General features: G+C 70.4%; 15 protein-coding genes. 2 read left to right on the forward strand and 13 right to left on the reverse strand.

Annotated elements, in window-relative coordinates:
* Positions 1-49: 49 nt before the first annotated feature.
* The 6 genes from QFW96_RS07950 to kdpF all read right to left on the reverse strand — a co-directional run bounded on the left by QFW96_RS07950 (position 50) and on the right by kdpF (position 8,010).
* Entirely contained in the window at positions 50-730 is a 681-nt protein-coding gene (locus tag QFW96_RS07950; RefSeq protein ID WP_281454901.1) for a response regulator, read from the reverse strand.
* Positions 731-3,265 (reverse strand): DUF4118 domain-containing protein, encoded by a 2,535-nt coding sequence (locus QFW96_RS07955; protein WP_281454902.1) that lies wholly within the window; start codon positions 3,263-3,265, stop codon positions 731-733.
* A 344-nt stretch (positions 3,266-3,609) separates the two neighbouring features.
* A complete protein-coding gene (locus tag QFW96_RS07960) occupies positions 3,610-4,212 on the reverse strand; it encodes a potassium-transporting ATPase subunit C (RefSeq protein WP_281454903.1) in 603 nt (200 codons plus the stop codon).
* 5 nt (positions 4,213-4,217) lie between these two features.
* Entirely contained in the window at positions 4,218-6,272 is a 2,055-nt protein-coding gene (gene kdpB, locus QFW96_RS07965; RefSeq protein ID WP_281454904.1) for a potassium-transporting ATPase subunit KdpB, read from the reverse strand.
* Positions 6,269-7,915 carry a potassium-transporting ATPase subunit KdpA gene (gene kdpA, locus QFW96_RS07970; RefSeq protein ID WP_281454905.1) on the reverse strand — a complete coding sequence of 549 codons (1,647 nt, stop codon included), beginning with the start codon at positions 7,913-7,915 and terminating at the stop codon, positions 6,269-6,271. Before kdpA ends, kdpB begins: the two co-directional genes overlap by 4 nt.
* On the reverse strand, positions 7,915-8,010 hold the full coding sequence (gene kdpF, locus QFW96_RS07975; RefSeq protein ID WP_281454906.1) for a K(+)-transporting ATPase subunit F: 96 nt from the start codon (positions 8,008-8,010) through the stop codon (positions 7,915-7,917). Before kdpF ends, kdpA begins: the two co-directional genes overlap by 1 nt.
* A gap of 385 nt (positions 8,011-8,395) precedes the next feature.
* Here kdpF and asnB point away from each other — a divergent pair, with 385 nt between their 5' ends.
* Entirely contained in the window at positions 8,396-10,222 is a 1,827-nt protein-coding gene (gene asnB, locus QFW96_RS07980) for an asparagine synthase (glutamine-hydrolyzing) (protein ID WP_281454907.1), read from the forward strand.
* Positions 10,223-10,265: 43 nt separating this feature from the next.
* Here the strand turns inward: asnB and QFW96_RS07985 are convergent, their stop codons facing one another.
* From QFW96_RS07985 to QFW96_RS08000, 4 genes are all read right to left on the reverse strand, one after another.
* On the reverse strand, positions 10,266-11,708 hold the full coding sequence (locus tag QFW96_RS07985) for a sensor histidine kinase (protein ID WP_281454908.1): 1,443 nt from the start codon (positions 11,706-11,708) through the stop codon (positions 10,266-10,268).
* Positions 11,709-11,713: 5 nt separating this feature from the next.
* Positions 11,714-12,430: a response regulator transcription factor gene (locus QFW96_RS07990; protein WP_281454909.1), complete on the reverse strand. Its 717-nt coding sequence runs from the start codon at positions 12,428-12,430 to the stop codon at positions 11,714-11,716.
* Between the two features lie 245 nt (positions 12,431-12,675).
* Positions 12,676-14,853, reverse strand: coding sequence for a glycosyltransferase family 39 protein (locus QFW96_RS07995; protein WP_281454910.1), 2,178 nt, complete (start codon positions 14,851-14,853; stop codon positions 12,676-12,678).
* Positions 14,850-16,106, reverse strand: coding sequence for a bifunctional glycosyltransferase family 2/GtrA family protein (locus QFW96_RS08000; RefSeq protein WP_281454911.1), 1,257 nt, complete (start codon positions 16,104-16,106; stop codon positions 14,850-14,852). Before QFW96_RS08000 ends, QFW96_RS07995 begins: the two co-directional genes overlap by 4 nt.
* Before the next feature lie 182 nt (positions 16,107-16,288).
* Here QFW96_RS08000 and QFW96_RS08005 point away from each other — a divergent pair, with 182 nt between their 5' ends.
* On the forward strand, positions 16,289-18,397 hold the full coding sequence (locus QFW96_RS08005; RefSeq protein WP_281454912.1) for an ArnT family glycosyltransferase: 2,109 nt from the start codon (positions 16,289-16,291) through the stop codon (positions 18,395-18,397).
* A gap of 49 nt (positions 18,398-18,446) precedes the next feature.
* Here QFW96_RS08005 and QFW96_RS08010 read toward each other — a convergent pair whose 3' ends face one another.
* The 3 genes from QFW96_RS08010 to mutM form a co-directional block, all read right to left on the reverse strand.
* Complete coding sequence (locus tag QFW96_RS08010; protein WP_281454913.1) at positions 18,447-19,043, reverse strand: RloB family protein; 597 nt, start codon at positions 19,041-19,043, stop codon at positions 18,447-18,449.
* A gap of 2 nt (positions 19,044-19,045) precedes the next feature.
* Entirely contained in the window at positions 19,046-20,386 is a 1,341-nt protein-coding gene (locus QFW96_RS08015; RefSeq protein WP_281454914.1) for an AAA family ATPase, read from the reverse strand.
* 95 nt (positions 20,387-20,481) lie between these two features.
* The gene (mutM, locus tag QFW96_RS08020) at positions 20,482-21,366 is read right to left on the reverse strand and encodes a bifunctional DNA-formamidopyrimidine glycosylase/DNA-(apurinic or apyrimidinic site) lyase (protein ID WP_281454915.1); all 885 of its coding nucleotides are present in this window, start codon (positions 21,364-21,366) and stop codon (positions 20,482-20,484) included.
* Positions 21,367-21,427: the final 61 nt, after the last annotated feature.

The following is a 21,427-nucleotide window of genomic DNA, read 5'->3' on the forward strand; positions in this document are numbered from 1 at the left end:
GGGTTCGGCGAACTTCCCACCCCTATTCGCAACCGCGCATGCGACGTCCTCAGGGCTCCAGCCGATACCCCATCCCGGGCTCGGTCAGCAGGTGGCGCGGGCGGCTCGGGTCGGGTTCCAGCTTCCGGCGGAGCTGGGCGAGGTAGACGCGCAGGTAGTGCGTCTCGTTGGCGTACTGCGGCCCCCAGACCTCGTGGAGCAGCTGCTTCTGCGCCACGAGACGACCCCGGTTGCGGGCCAGCAGTTCCAGCATTCCCCACTCGGTCGGCGTGAGGTGGATCTCGATGCCGTCGCGGAGGACCTTCTTCGCCGACAGGTCGACGGTGAAGGTCGCCGTCTCGACCACCGGCTGATCGGCGTCGCCGGTGGTGCTGGCCCGGCGGACCGCGGCGCGCAGCCGCGCCAGCAGCTCGTCCATCCCGAAGGGCTTGGTGACGTAGTCGTCGGCCCCGGCGTCGAGCGCGTGCACCTTGTCGGTCGAGTCGGTGCGCGCGGACAGCACGATGATGGGAACCGTCGTCCAACCGCGCAGCCCGGCGATCACCTCGCTGCCGTCGATGTCGGGGAGCCCCAGGTCGAGCACGACCACGTCGGGTTTGCCGTCCCCGGCGGCGCGCAGCGCCGAGGCGCCGTCGACGGCGGTGAGCACCTCGTACCCGCGTGCGGAGAGGTTGATGCGCAGGGCGCGCAGCAGCTGCGGTTCGTCGTCGACGACCAGCACCTTCGTCATCTATTCCCCCTGTTCCGCCGCGGGCAGCGCGACCACGATCGTCAATCCGCCGCCCGGGGTGTCCTCCGCGCGGATGGTTCCCCGCATCGCGTCCACGAAACCCTGCGCCACGTTCAACCCGAGCCCGACACCGGCCGGTCCGGAGTCGCCGCGCTCGCCGTGCTCGCCGAGCCGCTCGAAGGGAGCGAACGCGGTGTCGGCGGCCCCGGCGGGAAGTCCCGGACCGTGGTCGACGACCCGCAGTTCCACTCGCGCGGCGTGCTCGCTGGCGCTGACCCGGATGCGCCCTTCTTCCGGCCGCCCGTACTTGAGCGCGTTCTGCACGACGTTGGCCACCACCCGCTCCAGCAGCCCGGTGTCGGCCCGGACGCGCGGCAGGCGTTCGGAGATGTCGACGTCGACGAGGTGCCGTCCGTCGAGCCCGGCCAACGCGCGGGCCACGACCTCGTCGTAGCCGACGGGGTGCAGCTGCGGGGTGACGGCTCCGGTGGCCAGGCGCGAGGAATCCAGCAGGTTGTCGACGAGCTCGGTGAGCCGGTCGGCGGATTCCTCCACTCCCGCCAGCAGTTCGGCGGTGTCGTCGGGCGAGAGCCGCAGGTCGGGGGCGCGCAGGCTGCTCACCGAGGCCTTGATCGAGGCCAGCGGGGTGCGCAGGTCGTGGCCGACGGCCGACAGCAGGGCGGTGCGCAGCTCGTTGGCGTCGGCGCGGCGCTGGGCTTCGCGCGCGTCGTCGGCCATCCGCTGCTGCCGCAGGGCCAGCAGAGCCTGCCCCGCCGCGCCTTCCAGGACCACGCGGTCGGCGGCGGGAAGCGGCCGCTCACCGGCGCGGCGCAACGACAGGTGGGCGTCCTCGGTCACCTCGATGTCCACATCGGACTCATCGGGTCGCAGGCACGGGTCGACGCCGGTGCTGGCCGCGACCATCCAGCCGCCCTCGGTGCGCTCCAGCAGCGCGACCGAGGTGAGGTTGAAGTTCTCCGCGACCTTCTCCAGCAACCGCGCCAAGGGGTCGGGATGGGTCAGCACTGTGCGCGCGTAGGAGGCGAGCAAGGCCGCTTCCGTGCCGGCGCGCGCCGCCTGCTCGGCCAGCCGCGCGGCGCGGTCGACGGTGAAGGCCACCAGCACCCCGACCACCATCATCGCCACCAGCATGATCACGTTCTCCGGATCGGCCACCAGCAGCGTGTAACGGGGCTCGGTGAGGAAGAAGTTCAGCAGCCCGCCCGCCAGCAGCGCGGCCGCGATGGAGGGCGCCATCCCGCCCACCATCGCCACCACGATCGTGGCCAGGAAGTAGCCGACGACGTCGGTGGACAACGACACGCTGCTCGACGCGGTGCCGAGAACGGTGACCAGCGAAGGCAGCAGCGCGGCCAGCGCCCACCCCCACAGCCGGCGGCCCGGCGACAGCGGGCTGCGGGCCGGGCTCTTGGCCAGCCGCCGGGTTCCCGCCTCGTCGTGGGTGACCATGTGCACGTCGATCGGCCCCGACTTCTGCACAGTGGTGGCCCCGATGCCCTCGTCGAGCACCCGCGCCCAGCGCGATCGGCGGGAGGTTCCCACCACCAGCTGGGTGGCGTCGGCGGCGCGGGCGAACTCCAGCAGCGCCTCCGGCACGTCGTCGCCCACGACGGTGTGGAAGCTGGCGCCGAGCGCGTCGGCGACCTCGCGGGCCTTGGCCAGCGCGCGCGGTGACGCCCCGGCCAGGCCGTCACCGCGCAGCACGTGCACGCACTGCAGCTCCGCCCCGGCGCGGGAGGCGATCCGGCGGGCCCGGCGGATCAGGGTCTCGCTCTCCGGTCCGCCGGTCACCGCGACGACCACGCGCTCGCGGGCCTCCCAGGTGGCGGTGATCTGCTCCTCGGCCCGGTAGCGGCGCAGCGCCACGTCGACCTGGTCGGCCAGCCACAGCAGTGCCAGCTCGCGCAGCGCGGTGAGGTTGCCGGTGCGGAAGTAGTTGCCCAGCGCGGCGTCGACCCGCTCGGCCGGGTAGACGTTGCCGTGGGCCATGCGGCGGCGCAGCGCCTGCGGGGTGATGTCGACCAGCTCGATCTGCCCGGCGCGGCGGACGACCTCGTCGGGGACGGTTTCCCGCTGCCGCACGCCGGTGATGGTCTCCACGACGTCGTTGAGACCTTCGAGGTGCTGGACGTTGACCGTGGAGAGCACGGTGATGCCGGCGTCGAGGAGCTCGTCGACGTCCTTCCAGCGCTTGTCGTTGCGGCTGCCGGGCGCGTTGGTGTGGGCGAGTTCGTCGACCACGGCGACCTCGGGGGCGCGCGCGAGCATCCCGTCCACGTCGAACTCGGTCAGCGCGACTCCGCGATGCGTCACGGTCGCCCTCGGCAGCTCGTCGAGGCCGTCGAGCAGTGCCGCGGTCTTGGGCCGCCCGTGGTCCTCGACGAACCCGACGACCACGTCGGTCCCGCGCGCGACCCTGCGGTGCGCCTCGTTGAGCATCGCGTAGGTCTTGCCGACCCCTGGCGCCGCCCCGAGGTAGATCCGCAGCTCACCGCGCTTGCGCCCCTGCTCCACGACTCCAGTCTCCTACTGCCCGCTGCTATTAACGACGATCATCACCCACTACCAACGCCCACGCCGCACCGGCACCGGCACCGGTACCGGCACCGGGGAGGGATCCTCCCGACCTGGTGGGAGGAATCCTGTCACGACATGAGGAGCGAAGTTTTCATGAAAACTTCCCCACCCCGAAGGGGGAATCCCGTCCCGGGTCGAGGCGGAAGTTCCCACGACACCCCGATTCCGGAGGAACTCCTGTCCGGAGGTGGGGAACGTTTTCATGAAAACCTCCCGTTCCGGAGGGACCTCACGTCTGATAATGGGTGGGGAAGTTTTCATGAAAACTTCCCCACCTCAGGTCAGCGGGTGGCCGCGTGGACCGCTGCGTTGAGGGTGGTGACGTTGACGATCCGGGGTGAGAGGAAACCTCCCTCCTCGTTGTCGGAGACGAGGGCCTGGACCTGCGTGAAGGGGAGTCCCGTCACGCGGGCGACGCGCGGGGCTTGGAGGGCGGCGTAGGCGGAGCTGATGTGCGGGTCGACTCCGCTGGCGGAGGCGGTGACCGCGTCGGCCGGGACCGCGTCGAGGACGACTCCCTCGCGGGCCGCGATCGCCGCGCGGCGCTCCTGGACGACAGCGAGGAGCCCTTCGTCGAAGCCGCCGAGGTTGGTGCCGCCGGAGGTGGCCGGGTCGCCGGGACCGAGGGAACCTTCCGCCGACGCCGACGGGCGGGTGTGGAAGAAAGGATCCCTTGCTCCGCTCGCGGGCACGGGGTCGATCCCGATCAGCGACGAACCGACGACGCGGCCGTCGGCGACGATCTGCGAGCCCTCGGCCCTCCCCGCCAGGCCCGGCAGGTGGCCGACTCCCCAGATCGCCAGCGGGTAGCCGACGCCGAGCAGGACCGTGGCCACCAGCAGGAGCCGGAGACCGGCCCAGGTCTGCCGCAACAACGCGTTCACTCCCTTCACCCGATTCCGGGGACGAAACGGATCACCAGGTCGATCAGCCAGATCCCGGCGAACGGCGCGACCACCCCGCCCAGGCCGTAGACCAGCAGGTTCCGCCGCAGCAGGACGGCCGCGGTGGACGGGCGGTAGCGGACTCCGCGCAGCGCCAGCGGGATCAGCGCGACGATGATCAGCGCGTTGAACACCACCGCCGACAGCACCGCCGAGTCCGGGCTGGCCAGTCGCATCACGTTCAGCGCGTCGAGCTGCGGGTAGATCGCCACGAACAGCGCGGGCAGGATCGCGAAGTACTTGGCCAGGTCGTTGGCGATGCTGAAGGTCGTCAACGCACCGCGGGTGATGAGCAGCTGCTTGCCGATCTCGACGATCTCGATCAGCTTCGTCGGATCCGAGTCGAGGTCGACCATGTTGCCGGCCTCCTTGGCGGCGGCCGTGCCCGTGTTCATCGCGACCCCGACGTCGGCTTGGGCGAGGGCGGGGGCGTCGTTGGTGCCGTCGCCGGTCATGGCCACCATCCGCCCACCGGCCTGCTCGGCCTTGATCAAGGCCATCTTGTCCTCGGGCCGGGCTTCGGCGAGGTAGTCGTCCACCCCGGCCTCGGCCGCGATCGCGCGGGCGGTGAGCTCGTTGTCCCCGGTGATCATCACCGTGCGGATGCCCATCGCGCGCAGCTCGGCGAAACGTTCCCGCATCCCCGGTTTGACCACGTCGGACAACCGGATCACGCCCATCACCCGGTCGTCCTCGGCGATGACCAGCGGTGTCGCACCGGCCGCGGCGATCTCCTCGGCGCAGCGCACGACCTGATCGGGAAGTTCCCCGACCTGCTCCGCGACCGCGCCGGTGGCTCCCTTGCGGATGCGGCGGCCGTCGAGGTCGATGCCGCTCATCCGGGTCTGCGCGGTGAAGGGAACCTTCCGCGCACCGACCTCGGCACCGACGGGACCTTCGGGCAGTCCGAACTCGGCGGCGCAGAAGGCCACCACGCTGCTGCCCTCCGGCGTGGGGTCGGCGAGGCTCGACAGGCGGGCGACGTCCGCGAGCTGCGCGGGCGTGACGCCGTCGACGGGGACGATTTCGGTGCAGCGCCGGTTGCCGAAGGTGATGGTCCCGGTCTTGTCGAGCAGCAGCGTGTCCACGTCACCGGCGGCTTCCACCGCGCGACCGGACTTGGCCAGGACGTTGCGCTGCACGAGCCGGTCCATGCCCGCGATGCCGATCGCCGACAGCAGCGCACCGATCGTGGTGGGGATCAGGCACACCAGCAGCGCGGTCAGGGTGGTGACCTCGATGAGCGACCCGGAGTAGGCCGCCATCGGCTGCAGGGCGACCACCGCGAGCAGGAAGATGATCGTCAACGTGGACAGCAGGATCGTCAGCGCGATCTCGTTGGGCGTCTTCTGCCGCTGCGCACCTTCGACGAGCGCGATCATCCGGTCCACGAAGGTCTCGCCCGGCGCGGCGGTGATGCGCACGACGATCCGGTCCGACAGCACGGTGGTGCCCGCGGTGACGGCGGAGCGGTCGCCTCCTGATTCGCGGATGACGGGGGCGGATTCGCCGGTGATGGCCGACTCGTCGACGGTCGCGATGCCCTCGACGACGTCGCCGTCGCCGGGGATGGTCTCGCCCGCCTCGACCACGACGTGGTCGCCGACTGCCAGTGCGGTGCCGGGAACCTTCCGCTCACCGCCCTCGACGAGCTTGCGGGCGACGGCCTCGGTCCTGGTGCGCCGCAACGATTCCGCCTGCGCCCGACCGCGTCCCTCGGCGACGGCCTCGGCGAGGTTGGCGAACAGCACCGTGAACCACAGCCACGCGGCGACGGCGATGGCGAAGGCGCTCGGGGAGAACGCGGCCAGCACTGTGGTGAGCACCGAACCGGCCCAGACCACGAACATCACCGGGTTGCGCAGCTGGTGCCGCGGGTCGAGCTTGCGCAGCGCCTCGGGCGCGGAGGTGAGCAGTTGTCGTGGCCGGAAGGTTCCCGCTGCGGCGCGCTTGGGCGTCGTGATGGGAACGTCGAGATCGGGTTCGAGGGTGGTGGTCATGCCAGGGCCTCCGCGATCGGGCCGAGAGCGAGCGCGGGCAGGAACGTCAGCGCCGCGACGAGAACGACCGTGCCGCCGAGCAGGCCGGCGAACAGCGGTCCGGTGGTGGGCAGGGTTCCGGCGGTGGCGGGAATCCGCTGCTGCTGCGCGACGCAGCCGGCGAGCATGAGCACCGCCAGGATCGGCACGAACCTTCCCAGCAGCATCGCGATGCTCAGCGCGACCTGGAAGAACGGGCTGGTGACGGTGAGTCCGGCGAAGGCGCTGCCGTTGTTGTTGCCCGCTGAGGCGAACGCGTAGAGCACTTCGGAAAGACCGTGCGCGCCGGTGTTGTTCAGCGCGTCGCGGGTGGCGGGAAGCGCCATCGCGAGCCCGGCGCCGAGCAGCACGACCGTCGGCATCGCCAGCACCGACAGGGCGGCGGCCGTCACCTCGCGGCGGCCGAGCTTCTTGCCGAGGTACTCCGGTGTGCGGCCGACCATGAGACCCGCGAGGAACACGGCGATCACCGCGAGCACGAGGATCCCGTAGAGCCCGGCTCCGACGCCTCCGGGCGCGACCTCGCCGAGGAGCATGGTGAGCAGCACGGTCCCGCCACCGAGCCCGGTGAAGCTGTCGTGCATGGCGTTGACCGCTCCGGTGGAGGTCCCGGTCGTGCTCACCGCCCACAGCACCGAGGCGTCGATGCCGAAGCGCGCCTCCTTGCCCTCCATCGCGGCTCCGGCGGCCAGGGCGGCGGGCCCGTTGGGGTGCGCCTCGGCCCACCAGGTCACCGCCAGCATCGCCGACCACAGGGTTCCCATCACCGCGAGCAGCGCGTGGCCCTGCCTGCGGTCGCCGACCAGGACGCCGAAGGTGCGGGTCAGCGACACGGGGATGACCAGCAGCAGGAAGTTCTCCAGCAGGTTGGACGCGCCGCCGGGGTTGGACAGCGGGTGCGCGGAGTTGGCGTTGAGCACACCGCCGCCGTTGGTGCCGAGCTCCTTGATCGCCTCCTGGCTCGCGATCGGCGCGGTGGCGATGGTGTGCGCCTGCCCGTCGAGCCCGGTGACCTCGATGCCGGGCGCGAAGCTCATCGCCACGCCGAGCGCGATCAGCACGATCGCGGCCGCGGCGGCGACGGGCACCAGGACGCGGGTGCAGCCGCGGGTGATGTCGACCCACACGTTGCCGATCCGTCCGGTCCCGTCACCGGTGAAGCCGCGCACGAGGGCGACCGCCACGGCCATGCCGACCGCGGCCGACAGGAAGTTCTGCACGGTCAGCCCGGCCATCTGGACGCCGTGGCCGAGGACTTCCTCGGGCGCGTAGGACTGCCAGTTGGTGTTGGTGACGAAGCTGACCGCCGTGTTGAAGGCCATCTCCGGCGGCACCGCGCCGCGCCCGAGGTTCAGCGGCAACAGCGGTTGCAGCCGCTGCATCGCGTGGAGCAGGGCGATGGAGGCCATCGAGAGACCGAGCACGCCGGCGGCGTAGCTGGTCCAGCGCTGGCGCGCGGTGGGGTCGACGCCGACCAGGCGGTAGACGATCTTCTCGATCCGCCAGTCGGTTTCGCTCGTGTAGACGCGAGCCATGTAGTCCCCGAAGGGCTTGTGCGCGATCGCGAGGGCGGCGACGAGCAGGCCCGCTTGCAGCAACAACATCAGAACCTCTCCGGGCGGACGAGCGCGACGAACAGGTATCCGATGAGCAGCAGCGCCAGCACTCCGCCGGCGGCGTTGGCGATCACGACGCTCACAACCGCTCCAAACCGCGCAGCAGCAGCGCCAGGATCAGGAATCCGCCGACCAGCAACGCCGCGAAGGCGAGATCGACCACGACCGGTTCTCCTCTCGGGTTTTCTTCCTCGTGGTCCAGCCAAGTCCTTCACGAGGTGCGCGGTCGAGGCCCATGACGAGTCCTTGACGCGGCGGTGGGAGGCCTTGACGCATTTTTGATGTGAGTCGCTTTTCTTCCGCTTTCGGTGAATCTGAACGATTTGTGAGTGGGTGACTTCACTCGGTTAGTTGGTTTCACCGATGCAACGATCTCGTTACTCTCGCTAACAAGCCGTGGCGCTGAAATCTTCTGGAAAAGCGCCTGAAAACGGTAGGAAACAAACGAGATTGGGGATACGTCCGGAAATGTGCGGAATCTCCGGCTGGATCGACTTCCAGCGCGACCTGACCCAGCACCGCGCCACCGTCGACGCCATGTGCGAGACCATGACCTGCCGCGGCCCGGACGCCGGGGACACCTGGGTCAGCGCGCACGCCGCGCTCGGGCACCGGCGACTGGCCATCATCGACCTGCCCGGAGGCGCGCAGCCGATGGAGGCCGAGAGCGGCCAGGTCGCCATCGTCTACAGCGGTGAGGCCTACAACTTCACCGAGCTGCGCGACGAACTCCGCCGCCGCGGCCACCGCTTCGACACCGACAGCGACACCGAGGTCGTGCTGCACGGCTACCTCGAATGGGGCGCGCAGGTCGCCGAGCACCTGAACGGCATGTTCGCCTTCGCCGTCTGGGATTCCCGCGAGGACAAGCTGCTGCTCATCCGCGACCGGATGGGCATCAAGCCGCTGTACTACTACCCGACCGAGGACGGCGTGCTCTTCGGCTCCGAGCCCAAGGCCATCCTCGCCAACCCGCTGGCCGAGAAGGTCGTCGACGCCGACGGCATGCGCGAGCTGTTCGGCATGGTCAAGACCCCCGGCCAGGCCGTGTGGTCGGGCATGCGGGAGGTCGAGCCGGGCACGATCGTCACCCTCGACCGCAAGGGCCTGCGCGAGCAGGCCTACTGGAAGCTGCAGGCCACCGAGCACACCGACGACCAGCAGTCCTCGGTGTCGCACGTCCGCGAGCTCCTCGACGACATCGTGCAGCGCCAGCTCGTCTCCGACGTGCCGCGCTGCGTGCTGCTCTCCGGCGGCCTGGACTCCAGCGCCATCACCGCGCTGTCCGGACTTCACCTGGCCAAGAGCGGCGAGCAGGTGCGCAGCTTCGCGGTCGACTTCCTCGGCCAGACCGAGAACTTCGTCCCGGACCCGATGCGCGCCACCCCCGACGGGCCCTACGTGCGCGACGTCGCCGAGCACGTCGGCTCGCAGCACCAGGACATCGTGCTGGACCCCGACACCCTCGCCGACCCCGACGTGCGCCGCGCGACGGTGCAGGCGCGCGACTTCCCGATGGGCCTGGGCGACATGGACCAGTCGCTGTACCTGCTGTTCAAGGCGATCCGGCAGCACTCCACGGTGGCGCTGTCCGGTGAGTCCGCCGACGAGGTCTTCGGCGGCTACAAGTGGTTCCACGACCCGGACGTGCGCGCGGCCGACACCTTCCCGTGGCTGGCCGCCGTGCAGAGCCAGGGCCAGGGCTACGACATGCTCGACCCCGACGTCGCCGCCACGCTCGACATCCCGTCGTTCATCGCCGACGGCTACCGCACCGCGATCGGCGAGGTCCCGACCCTCGACGGGGAGAGCGACCTGGAGCGGCGGATGCGGGAGATCTGCTACCTGCACCTGACCCGCTTCGTGCGCATCCTGCTCGACCGCAAGGACCGGATGAGCATGGCCGTGGGCCTGGAGGTGCGCGTGCCCTTCTGCGACCACCGCCTGGTCGAGTACGTCTTCAACACCCCGTGGTCGCTGAAGACCTTCGACGGCCGCGAGAAGAGCCTGCTGCGCCACGCCACCGCCGACACGCTGCCCCGGTCGGTCGTCGAGCGCGTCAAGAGCCCGTACCCGTCGACCCAGGACCCCGAGTACGCGGCGGTGCTGCAGCGCCAGGTCCGCGACCTGGTCAAGGCCGACAGCCCGGCGCTGTCGCTGCTCAACAAGCAGTGGGTCGCCGAGGCCGTGGAGCAGGACCCGGCCCACATCGAGATGGCCGCCCGCTACACCTTCGAGCGCGCCCTCGACCTGGCGATGTGGTTCGACATCCACAACCCCACGGTCAAGCTCTGACCTGAAAAACCCAGGGGGAGCCGTCTTCCGCGACGGCTCCCCCTCAGGTCAGGGGGAGCAGCAGGCGGAACGTGCTGCCGCCGCCGGGCGCGGCGTGCAGTTCGAGGCGACCGTTGTGGGCCTGGGCGAGGGCCGCCGTGATGGCCAGGCCCAAGCCGCTGCCACCCGCCGCCCTCGTCCGGCCGTCGTCGACGCGGTAGAAGCGGTCGAAGATCCGCGCCGCGTGCTCCGGCGGGATGCCCGGGCCGCTGTCGCTCACCGACACCGCCGCCATCCGCGTTCCCGGGCCCGGCTCGGCGCCGACTGCCGCGATCGCCCGGTCGCTCGCGGCTTTGTGGCCGACGTCGACGGTGATCGGCGAGCCCGCGGGCGTGTGCACCAGAGCGTTGTTGACCAGGTTGGTCAGCACCTGCCGCAACCGCGCCCCGTCACCGAGAACGCGCAGGTCATCAGGGCTGTTCAAGGTGATCTCGCGCTCCGGGTCGCGAGCCCGGGCGTCGTGCACCACGTCGTCGGCCAGCGGCACCAGATCCAGCTCGACCAGGTCCGCGGTGCGCTCCCGGTCCAGCCGGGCCAGCAGCAGCATGTCCTCGACCAGGCCGCCCATCCGCACCGACTCCGACTCGATGCGGCCCATCATCATCCGCACGTCCTCCGGCCGGTGCTCCTCGCTGCGCCGGTAGAGCTCGGCGAAACCGCGGATCGAGGTCAGCGGCGTGCGCAGCTCGTGCGAGGCGTCGGCGACGAACCGGCGCAACCGGTCCTCGGAGCGCTCCCGCTGCTGCAGCGCGTCGGTGAGCCTGCCCAGCATCGTGTTCAGCGCCTCGCCCAACCGGCCCGTCTCCGTGCTCGGATCCTGATCCGGCACTCGACGATCCAGCTGACCTGCGGCGATGGCGTCGGCGGTGTCCTCGATGCGCGCCAGCGGGCGCAGGCTCAGCCGCACCGTGACCGCCGCGGCCAGCGCCAGCACCAGCAGCACGGCCCCGCCCACGGCCAGTTCGATGACCACCAGCTGGTGCACGGTGGCCTGGGCGGTGCCCAGCGACAGCGCCAGCACAGCGGTCCGCCCGTCCGGCAGCGCCACCCGGCGCACCCGCCAGTCGGTGCCGCCCGCCTTGTCCGGCACGGTGCCCACCTCCGGGCCCCGCTCGGGGTTGAGCACCACCGGGCCGCCGGCCTCGCCGTCCTCGGCACCGATCATGCCGCCCAGCTGCGCACCGGAGGAGTCGAAGATCAGCACCCGGAACTCGGTCGGCAGCTCGCCGCGCGTCGGCCCGTCGGGATGCCTGCGCGCCGGGTCAGGAGGCGGCATGCGCCCCTCCTCCCAGGGCATCGACATCTCGGCCAGCCGGTCGTCGGTGCGCTCCACCAGCGACCGGTTGAGCAGCGCGACGCTGGTGAAGCCCATCAGCAGCAGGCCGACGACCAGGGCGCCGACCAGCACGAGCACCAGCCGCCCGCGGAGCGTGCGCAGGAACGTCATCGGCCTCACCGGTTCTCGGGAGGCAGTCGCAGGACGTAGCCGACCCCGCGGATGGTGTGGATCAGCGGCGGCGACACCGAGTCGATCTTGCGCCGCAGGTAGCTGATGTAGGACTCGACGATCCGGGAATCCCCGCCGAACTCGTAGTTCCACACCCGGTCGAGGATCTGCACCTTGCTGACCACCTTCTCGGCGTTGATGAGCAGGTAGCGCAGCAGCTTGAACTCCGTCGGCGAGAGGCTGACCAGCTGCCCGGCCCGGCGGACCTCGTAGGTGTCCTCGTCGAGCTCCAGGTCCTGGTAGCGCAGCGTCGCGCCGTCGTCCTGCTCGGGACGGACCCGGCGCAGGATCGCGCGCAGCCGCAGCACCACCTCGTCCAGGCTGAACGGCTTGGTGACGTAGTCGTCGCCACCGGCGGTCAAACCGGCGATGCGGTCCTCCACCGCGTCGCGCGCGGTGAGGAACAGCACCGGGACGGTGTTGCCGCCGCCGCGCAGCTCGGTGGCCACGGAGAAGCCGTCGCGGTCCGGCAGCATCACGTCCAGCACCACGATGTCGGGGTGGAACTCGGCGGCCGCCCGCAACGCCTCCGCGCCCGTGGCCGCGCTGCGGACCTCGAAGCCGCTCAGGCGCAGCGCCGCGGCCAGCAGTTCCAGGATGTTCGGCTCGTCGTCGACGACGAGCACTCGCGCTCCGTTGCTCTCCACCACGCCCTCCAGCATCCCCGAGCTCCCTGGGAAAACCCTGGAAACCCGCTGAACACCTCGCCCCGTGTCGCCCATCGCTCGAAGGGGTGAACCGTGGACGGTTTTAGCCAGAATTGACCGGACAAAACGGTCACTCGCCCCGGGCGATTCTGGCTAAAACTGTCCACGGCCCCCGAAACGTCCCTCCCGGAAGCCCCGGGGTGGCCGGATTGCCGCCGCAATCCGCTGACCGGAATACGGCGGCAATCCGCCTCACCGGCTCACCCGCAGACGTAGAGCTGCTGGGAGGAGTCCGTCGAACCGCCGTAGGCGGCGGGGTCGACGAGGGTGCAGTTCTGCTTCACCCAGTTCTCCCTCACAGTGGACTCCTGGCCACCGGGGCCACCGCCCTGCATTCCAGGACCGCCCTGCATTCCAGGACCGCCCTGGGCCTGCCCGTCCTGGGCCTGCCCGTCCTGGGCCTGCCCGTCCTGGGCCTGCCCGTTCTGGGCCTGGCTCCGCATCCCACCCGGGCCGCCGCCCAGCAGGACGAAGCCGAGCCGGCCGCTCTGCTTCCACTCGGTGAGCTGAGCGACCGACGGCGCATCATCGGACCCCGTGAAGCCGCCCATGCCGACCACCGTCAGATCGGTGTTGATGATGTAGCTCGCCGCGCCGTTGGCACCGCCCGACACCGCCAGCGGGATCTCCTTGCCGCCCGCGTTGGCCTCGACGTAGTCGACGAGCTTCTGCTGGTCGGAGCTGAGCGCGGCACCGCCCATGCCGCCAGGCCCGCCGCCCATCCGACCTTGATCACCGGAGCCCGAGGACGCCTGACCCGACATGCCGGGCGGCATCTGGCCGGACATGCCCGGCGGCATCCCGTTCATCCGACCCGCGCGGTCGCCGTCCTGGCGGCCTCCGGGGCCGCCCATCGACGTCTGCGGCCCGGCCATCGGGTTCGTTCCGCCCATCATCCCGGTCGACCCGCCGACCGCGCCGATCGCGGACCAGGCCGTGGGCACCGCGAGCATCGCTGCGAGCGCGAGGGCGAACCCGGTCTTGGCCAGGCCCGCACGACCGCGGCGGCCGAGCAGCAGCACCACCAGCGCCAGCACGCCGAGCCCGACCGCGAGATAACCGGCCCACGCGTTCCAGCTCAGGTCCCGCGCGACCAGGACCATCGCCCAGGCCACGGTGATCGCGACCCCGACGGGCAGCAGCAACCACGCCTTGCCGCCCGGCTGCCGGTACCACTGCCAGAACCGCACCAGCCCGGCACCGACCACCGCGCCGATCGCGGGTGCCAGCATCGTCGTGTAGTAGGGGTGCATGGTGCCCTGCGCGAAGCTGAACATCACGCCGATGACGACCAGCCATCCTCCCCACAGCACCCAGCCCGCCGTCCGCTCGCGCTGCAGCGCACCACCGGACCGCCAGTGCCGGACGCCCAGCACGAGCATCGCGACCAGGATCAACGCGCACAGCGGCAACAACCAGCTGATCTGACCGGCCAGCTGTTCGTTGAACAGCCGCAGCACCCCGGCGGTCCCGGAGAAACCCCCGCCCCCGCCAGGTCCGCCCCCGCCACCGGGTCCTCCGCCGCCGGGTCCTCCGCCACCGTTGCCCTCGCTGTTGCCGAGGATCCGGCCGAAGCCGTTGTACCCGAAGATCAGGTCCAGAGCCGTGCCGTCGGTGCTGCCACCGATGTAGGGCTTGGGGGAAGGCCACAGCATGGTCGCCACCACCCACCAGAACGAGCTGACCAGCAGCACCACGGCCGCCACGCCGAGATCGAGAACCTTGCGCCCCCAACCGTTGCGGCTGCCGATCAAGTAGGCGGCGATGAACGCCGGCAGCACCATCCAGGCCTGCAGCATCTTGGTCATGAAGCCGCAGCCGACCAGGAACGCGGCGAGCGCGATCCAGCCGGTCGAGCGGCGGTCGGAACTCGCCCGCGTCATCGCGTAGGCGGCGGCCACCACCAGCAGCACCAGCAAGGTGTCCGGGTTGTTGTCGCGGTTGATCAGCACCGTGATCGGGCTCAGCGCCAGCACCAGCGACGCGATCAGCGCAGCGTTCTCCCCCGCCCACCGGCGCACCGCGCGGTGCAGCAGGAACACCGCGGCAACCCCGCACACGACCTGCGGGAACAGCACCGCGAACTGGTTGAACCCGAAGATCTTCACCGAGATGACCTGCAACCACAGGGCCATCGGGGGCTTGTCGACGGTGATCACGCCGGCCGCGTCGAACGATCCGAAGAAGAACGCCTCGAAGTTCGAGGCCATCGACTTCACGGCCGCCGTGTAGTAGCTGTTGCCCCAGGAACTCCCGATGCCCCACAGGTAGAGCACGGCCGCGAGCGCGCAGGTCCCGGCCAGTGCGAGGCGCCGCCACATCGGGGGGCTGCCGCCGCTCTCCGCCGTCCGCGGCGCAGCCTCTTCGACTGCGATCATGACATTTCCTTTTCCTTGACCGGGGCCGCGAAGACCCACGAGCGGAGCAGTACGAACCGCAGAGCGGTACCGACCACAGAGGACAGAATCAGAACCAGGACCTCCAGCCAGCGCGACGGATCCGCCGAGTAGGCCTGCAACCCGAGCAGCGCGCCGGAGGTGACGACGTAGTACAGCGCGAACACGATCAGCCCTTGCGCGTGCACCCGGCCGGACGAGCCGCGCTGCTGCAGGAACGTGTAGCGCCGGTTGGCCTCGGTGTTCCAGAGCGTGGTGACGGTCAGCGCCACCAGGTTCGCCAGCAGCGGCGGCCACCAACCGCGCAGCACCGCGTAGAGCACCGAGGTGAGCACTGTGGACACCAGGCCGATCGCGCCGAACGAGACCAGTTGCCACAGCAGGCCGTTCTCCCGCTTGGCCAGCACGGCCTGCGGGTGCGCGGCGCGCGGCTCCGGGCGTTGCGGAAGACCCTCGACCCGCGCGGTACCGGTGATCTTCGCGCGCGCCACCCGCACCAGTCCGGCGATGTCGTCGGTGGCGGTGCGCACCACGTTCACCCGCGTGTCGACGTCCTCGACCCAGTCCACCGGCACCTCGTGCACCCGCAGGCCGTTGTGCTCGGCCAGCAGCAGCAGTTCGGTGTCGAAGAACCACGAGTCGTCGCGCACCTGCCGCAGCAGCGGGCGGATGACGTCGGTGCGCGCCGCCTTGAACCCGCACTGGGCGTCGGTGAACCGCGCGCCGTGGCTCCACCGGATCATCTTGTTGTAGCCGCGGGAGATCATCTCCCGCTTCCCGCCCCGCACGGTGCGCGCGCCTGGCGCCAGCCGGGAACCGATGGCCAGGTCGGAGTGCCCGTTGACCAGCGGCGCGACCAGCGGCAGCAGGGCGTCCAGCCCCGTCGACAGGTCGACGTCCATGTAGACCACGACGTCGGCGTCGCTGTAGCCCCACGCGGTGCGCAGCGCCAGACCGCGTCCCTTGCGGTCCAGGTGGAGCACCCGCACGTTCGGGATCGACCGGGCCATCCCGTGCGCCACGTCCAGCGTCGCGTCGGTGCTCGCGTTGTCGACGACGGTGATCGACCACGAGAAGGGGAACCCCTCGCCCAGGTACCGGCTCAGCACCTCCAGGCACCCGGGAAGGGAACGTTCCTCGTTGTAGACCGGGATCACCACGTCGACCGTCGCGGTCCGGTTCGACCCGGCACCACCTCGCGCCGTCTCGGCGCCGAGCTGCGGCACGGCACTCATCTTCCACCACCTCTCATCCGGTTCCGCATCCATCAAGCCGGACGCAGGTGCGAGCCCCGTTGACGGAACCTGGGAATCGGCTGGGAGTCGGCACTCGGCGGACGTGCAGCGGACTCACACGGTCCTCCCAGCCGGAGCCGCCACCCTCGTCGCGGGAAGGTCCGCTCCGGAGAGGAATTCGCATGTCCGCTGCTCCACCGCCCGCCCGCGCCGGGGAACCGAGGTGGTCGCGTCCCGCTCGCTGGGCGGTCCTGGCGCTGGCCGCTTTCCTCAACACGTGGGCGCTGTCGATCAACGAGTGGGCCAACACCTACTACTCGGCCGCGGTGCTGGGGATGACGCAGAGCTGGAAGGCGTTCTTCTACGGCGCGATGGACGCGGGCTCGTTCATCACGGTCGACAAGCCGCCGCTGGCCCTGTGGGTGCAGGCGCTGTCGGCGCGGGTCTTCGGGTTCAACACCTGGAGCCTGCTGGTGCCGCAGGCCGTCGCGGGCGTGGCCGCGGTGTGGGTGGTGCAGCACGTGGTGCGCCGCGGCTTCGGGCCCGTGGCCGGCGTGCTGGCGGGCTCGGCGCTGGCGGTGACGCCGATCGCGGTGGTGATGGCCCGGCACAACAACCCGGACATGCTGCTGACCCTGCTGCTGGCGCTGTCGCTGTGGGCAGCCTCCAACGCGATCCGGTCGGGAAAGCTGATGCCGCTGGTGTGGTGCGCGGTCGCGACCGGTCTGGCGTTCAACGTCAAGATGCTGCAGGCGTTCTTCGCGGTCCCGGTGATCGTCCTGGTCTACCTGGTGGCGGCCCGTCCGGCGTGGCCGCGGAAGCTGCTCAACCTGGTCGTGGCGGGCGTCGCGCTGGCGGCGGTGAGCCTGTGGTGGCTGGTGGTGGTCGACCTCGTGCCGAGCTCGGCACGGCCGTACGTGGGCGGCAGCAGGGACAACACGGTCCTCGACCTGCTGCTGGGTTACAACGGCCTCGGCCGCGTGGAAGGGCAGGCCCAAATCATGTCGCCCGGGATGATGGGCGGCGGCGGATCGCCCGGCGGCGGGATGCCCAATGGTGGAATGCCCAGTGGCGGGATGCCAAGTGGCGGGACACCTCCGGCCGGTGGCGTGCCCCCGGGTGGTGGCGGACCCGGCGGTGGCGGGATGGACGGCGCCGGCCTGGCACGGCTGTTCAGCGGCGAGGTCGCCCCTCAGATCGGCTGGCTGTACCCGCTGGCGCTGTTCGGCGCGATCGCCGTGATCGTGCACCTCCGGCGCCGACCCCGGCACGACGCCCAGCGCGCCGATTTCCTGCTGTGGGCCGGAACCCTGCTGGTCACCGCAGGTGTGTTCACCTTCGCCTCCGGCATCTGGCACACCTACTACACGGTCGCCCTGGCCGCCCCGCTGGCCGCGGTCGTCGGCACGGGCGTGATCGCGATGTGGCGCCTGACCCGCGACACCGAGTGGTGGGGTCTGCTGCTCCCGGCCTCGATCATCACCACCGGCCTCTGGAGCGCCCACCTGCTCGGCCAGGACGAGGACTTCCTGCCGTGGATGGGAACCTTCGTCGCAGTCGTCTCGGTGATCGCCGGTGTTGCGATGACGGTTCCCCTGCTCCTGCCCCGCGAGCGGCGCGCTGGGAAGAACCGTGTCATCGCCGCCGGTGCGCTGGTGGGAATCCTCGCGTCACTGGCGGGACCGACTGCCTACGCGGTGACTCCGCTGTCGACCCCCGTGCAAGCAACGTTCCCCTCCGCCGGTCCCGGCAACAGCGGTCCCGGCGGCGGTCCGGGTGGAGGTCCGGGCGGCGGCGGCCGCGGGATGCCCGACGGCACAAGGCAAGCGGGCGGGATGCCGCCGGACGGCATGAGCGGGAACCGGCCGGACGGAACGCGGGGCGAACGCGGAGAGCGGTCGAGCGGCGAGCAGGTCAGCCCGCAGCTCATGCGCTATCTCACCGACCACCAGGAGAACGAGACGTGGCTGGTCGCGGTGGTGGGATCGATGGTCGCGGCCCCGGTGATCCTGGAGACGGGTCGGCCGGTGATGGCCGTCGGCGGCTACAACGGCAACGACCCCACCCCGACGGTCGAGCAGCTCGAGCAGCACATCGCCGACGGGGAGCTCCGCTACGTCTGGACCAGCGGCTCCTCAGGAGTCCAGAGCATGGGCGGCGACGTCGACACAGCGGTCGTCGACACCACGATGTCCTGGGTCGCCCACCACTGCCCAGTCGTCAACCCCACCGACTACGGCGGCAACCCCACAACCACCACCCAACTCCACGACTGCCGCGGCGCGGTGTGAGGTCACACGCGGGCCGCGAGGGGTGCAACCGCCTCTCGCAGCCCTGCTCTCACCGATCCGAGAGCAGGTCGACGAGGACCGGCATCGCCGAGGACGGGTCCGGCCCCACTCGTCCGGCCCGCAACTCGGGGTCCGCGCGGTATCCGATCTCGCACGCTTCGCCGACCTGGTGGAACGGGAAGCTCAGCGACAGCATCTTGTTGTTGACCAAACCCAGCTTGGCGGTGCGCTGATCGAGCTGCGCGGAGGTCAGCGCAGATCGATTCCCCTCGGCATGCCATCGCAGCCACATCTCGAACTTCACGTTGGAGACCAGCAGCAGGATCGACTCGCGCTGAGCGCGTTCGCAGGCACTCGGCAGCGCCTCGTGCCGATCGACGTCCACCAAGCAGACGCAGATGTCGAAGGGCTTGTCATCCCTCACCGCCTTGTCCCGGATCTCGATGCACTTCCGGACGACTCGGAGCGGATCCCTCCCCACACCGACGGGTTTGACGACCGCCGTCGAACCTCTGCTGCGCAGAAAGCTGTTCAGGCGCTCGACGTACTGCGGCTCGGTGAGAGTTCCTTCGGTGACGACGAGGATCCGCTTGGCGAGCTGCCTCGCCGGACGCCCCCGACGCCGCCTGTTCGGACGATCGGCCACCGTCAGCCCGCCTCGGATCCCACGAGCACGGCCAGAGAGCTCGGCGAGAGCCGCGGTGTCCCGCCGTACCGCCCTGTCAGGTACCGCTTGGCCACGTTCGCGTCCGGATGTCTCGGGAAGTCGGCGAGGCAGGACAGCTCGGTGACGCCCTCCCAGGACTTGTCGGTGAACCACACCTGCTCGGGCTCGAGCGCGACCTCGCTCAGGGGCGAGAGGAGGTATGACTCGTGACTGGTGAACACGAGTTGCGCCTGCTCGGTGTTGACCACCGGATCCGCGAACGCGCCGAGCAGCACGTCCAGCAGATGCGGGTGCAGGCTCGCGTCGATCTCGTCGACCACGAGCAATCCCCCGCCGCGCAAGGCTTCCAGCGCGGGCACCGCGATGGAGAGCCAGGCGATGGTCCCATCGCTCTCGTCGTGGATCGAGAACGAGGGGCGTTCCTCTGCAGTGCCGCGATGGGTGAACACGAGGTGCCGGATGACCTGCGCGAGCTGGTCGTCGTCCAGCTCGTCCTGCTCCTCGCGGTCGCCCTCAGCACCACCGGTCGAAGCGGCGTCCGCATCGTCGCCGCCTTGAACGTCTCGCACCCATCGACGAAGCGCCCGGCGGATGTGCTCCGGAATCTTGGTCTCCTCGATGTCGACCTTCACGACACCGATGTCGGCGACTTGGAGCAGCGCCTCGAGGTCGGCGAAGGTGATCGCCCCTTCTGCGAGCGAATCGGCGATGTTGGTCAGCCGCGCTTCGCGGTGGGAGTCCTTCACGAGGACGTAGTCGAAGCTCGACGTCAGGTCCTGCGCGATGGCGTGCAGCGGGGAGTCGTGCAGGAGGAGCGAGCGGCTGAGCACGAGCTCGCGCTTCGTCACCTCGATTCTGCGGAGGCTCGGGTGGAACGTCAGGACGTCACCGTCTCGGTCACGGTCCAGCAGCGTGCGCCATCGCGAACTCGGTACATCGCGCAACCACTCGCGTTTGATGCCCTCAACGTCGACTTCGAACCCGTACCGGTGACGGCGTCCCTCGTGGACGAAGTCGAGCTCGTAGGTGCTCGACGACGTGCGCGCGTCCCCGTCCAGCAGGAACGGTGCGCGCCGCATCCCCTTCGCCGCCTGCCAGGTCGTCGCCGAGTGGCCGATCGCCGCGAAGGCGTACCGGATCGCATCGAGCACCGCCGACTTGCCGGTGGCGTTACCTCCGAAGACACCTGCGAGCGGATACGTCGCTCCGGCCCAGTCATCGCCCCGGGGCCGGAGCGTGCGCAGCGACGGGTGAGCGAGGTCGATGGTGACCTCGTCGCGGATGCTGTTGTGGTTCCGCACCGTGAAGCTCAGCAGGAGCATGGCGCAACCATAGCATCTGAGCTAGGAGATATTTGCGATTTCCGAATGAGGGGCATCGCTCAGCATGAGGTTGCGACCCGAGAGAGACGCGAAGACTACAGGTGGGCGTTGCGGGGTTTGGGTTGGCAGTGGGGGCAGGTGTAGGCGGAGCGGTTCATCCACGGGTCTCGGCGGATCGAGGTGCCGCATCGCGGGCAGGGGCAGCCGCCTTGGCCGTAGACCGCCAGCGAGCGGTCGAAGTAGCCCGACTCGCCGTTGACGTTGACGTAGAGGGCGTCGAAGGAGGTCCCGCCGGCGTGCAGCGCTTCACCGATGACGTCGGTGACAGCCTCCATCAGCTCGCGCACCTTGGGGCGGGTCATGGTCGAGGTCGGGCGGGCCCAGTGCAGCTTGGCGCGCCACAGGGCCTCGTCGGCGTAGATGTTGCCGATGCCGGAGACCAGGCTCTGGTCCAGCAGCGCGCGCTTGATGCCGGTCCGGCGAGCGCGGAGCCGCTCCGTCAGCCGCGCCAGGTCGAACACCGGCTCCAGCGGGTCCGGGGCGATGTGGGCCACCGGCTCCGGCAGCAGCACGCCGTCGACCTCGACCAGGTCGGCCAGCTGCAGGCCCCCGAACGTGCGCTGGTCGACGAACCGCAGCTCAGGACCGCCGTCGGCGAAGCGCATCCGCACCCGCAGGTGCTTCTCGTCGGGCGCGTCGACGGGCTGCACGAGCAGCTGCCCGCTCATGCCGAGGTGCACGACGAGACCTTCGCCGTCGGGGTGCCCCGAGCTGTCGCCGAGCTCGATCCACAGGTACTTGCCGCGCCGCCGGGCGGCGGTGAGCACCCGCCCGGCCAGCCTGGCCGCCAGGTCCTGGGCGCCGAGGACGTGGCGGCGCACGGCGCGCGGGTGCAGGACTTCGACGCTGGAGAGCTTCCGGCTCACGGCGTGTTCGGCGACACCGCGGCGGACCACCTCGACCTCGGGCAACTCGGGCACGAGCACATCCTGTCCCACGCCCCGAACGCCCTCGACACCGGGAGGGACGTGAAACCCGCTC

The organism is Saccharopolyspora ipomoeae (assembly GCF_029952525.1).
Taxonomy (GTDB): domain Bacteria; phylum Actinomycetota; class Actinomycetes; order Mycobacteriales; family Pseudonocardiaceae; genus Saccharopolyspora; species Saccharopolyspora ipomoeae.

Excerpts from the sequence above, each read along its gene's own strand:
- QFW96_RS07950 (WP_281454901.1), bottom strand. The coding sequence starts at position 730 with ATGACGAAGGTGCTGGTCGTCGACGACGAACCGCAGCTGCTGCGCGCC.
- kdpB (WP_281454904.1), bottom strand. The coding sequence starts at position 6,272 with ATGACCACCACCCTCGAACCCGATCTCGACGTTCCCATCACGACGCCC.
- kdpA (WP_281454905.1), bottom strand. The coding sequence starts at position 7,915 with ATGTTGTTGCTGCAAGCGGGCCTGCTCGTCGCCGCCCTCGCGATCGCG.
- asnB (WP_281454907.1), top strand. The coding sequence starts at position 8,396 with ATGTGCGGAATCTCCGGCTGGATCGACTTCCAGCGCGACCTGACCCAG.
- QFW96_RS07985 (WP_281454908.1), bottom strand. The coding sequence starts at position 11,708 with ATGACGTTCCTGCGCACGCTCCGCGGGCGGCTGGTGCTCGTGCTGGTC.
- QFW96_RS07990 (WP_281454909.1), bottom strand. The coding sequence starts at position 12,430 with ATGCTGGAGGGCGTGGTGGAGAGCAACGGAGCGCGAGTGCTCGTCGTC.
- QFW96_RS07995 (WP_281454910.1), bottom strand. The coding sequence starts at position 14,853 with ATGATCGCAGTCGAAGAGGCTGCGCCGCGGACGGCGGAGAGCGGCGGC.
- QFW96_RS08000 (WP_281454911.1), bottom strand. The coding sequence starts at position 16,106 with ATGAGTGCCGTGCCGCAGCTCGGCGCCGAGACGGCGCGAGGTGGTGCC.
- QFW96_RS08005 (WP_281454912.1), top strand. The coding sequence starts at position 16,289 with ATGTCCGCTGCTCCACCGCCCGCCCGCGCCGGGGAACCGAGGTGGTCG.
- QFW96_RS08015 (WP_281454914.1), bottom strand. The coding sequence starts at position 20,386 with ATGCTCCTGCTGAGCTTCACGGTGCGGAACCACAACAGCATCCGCGAC.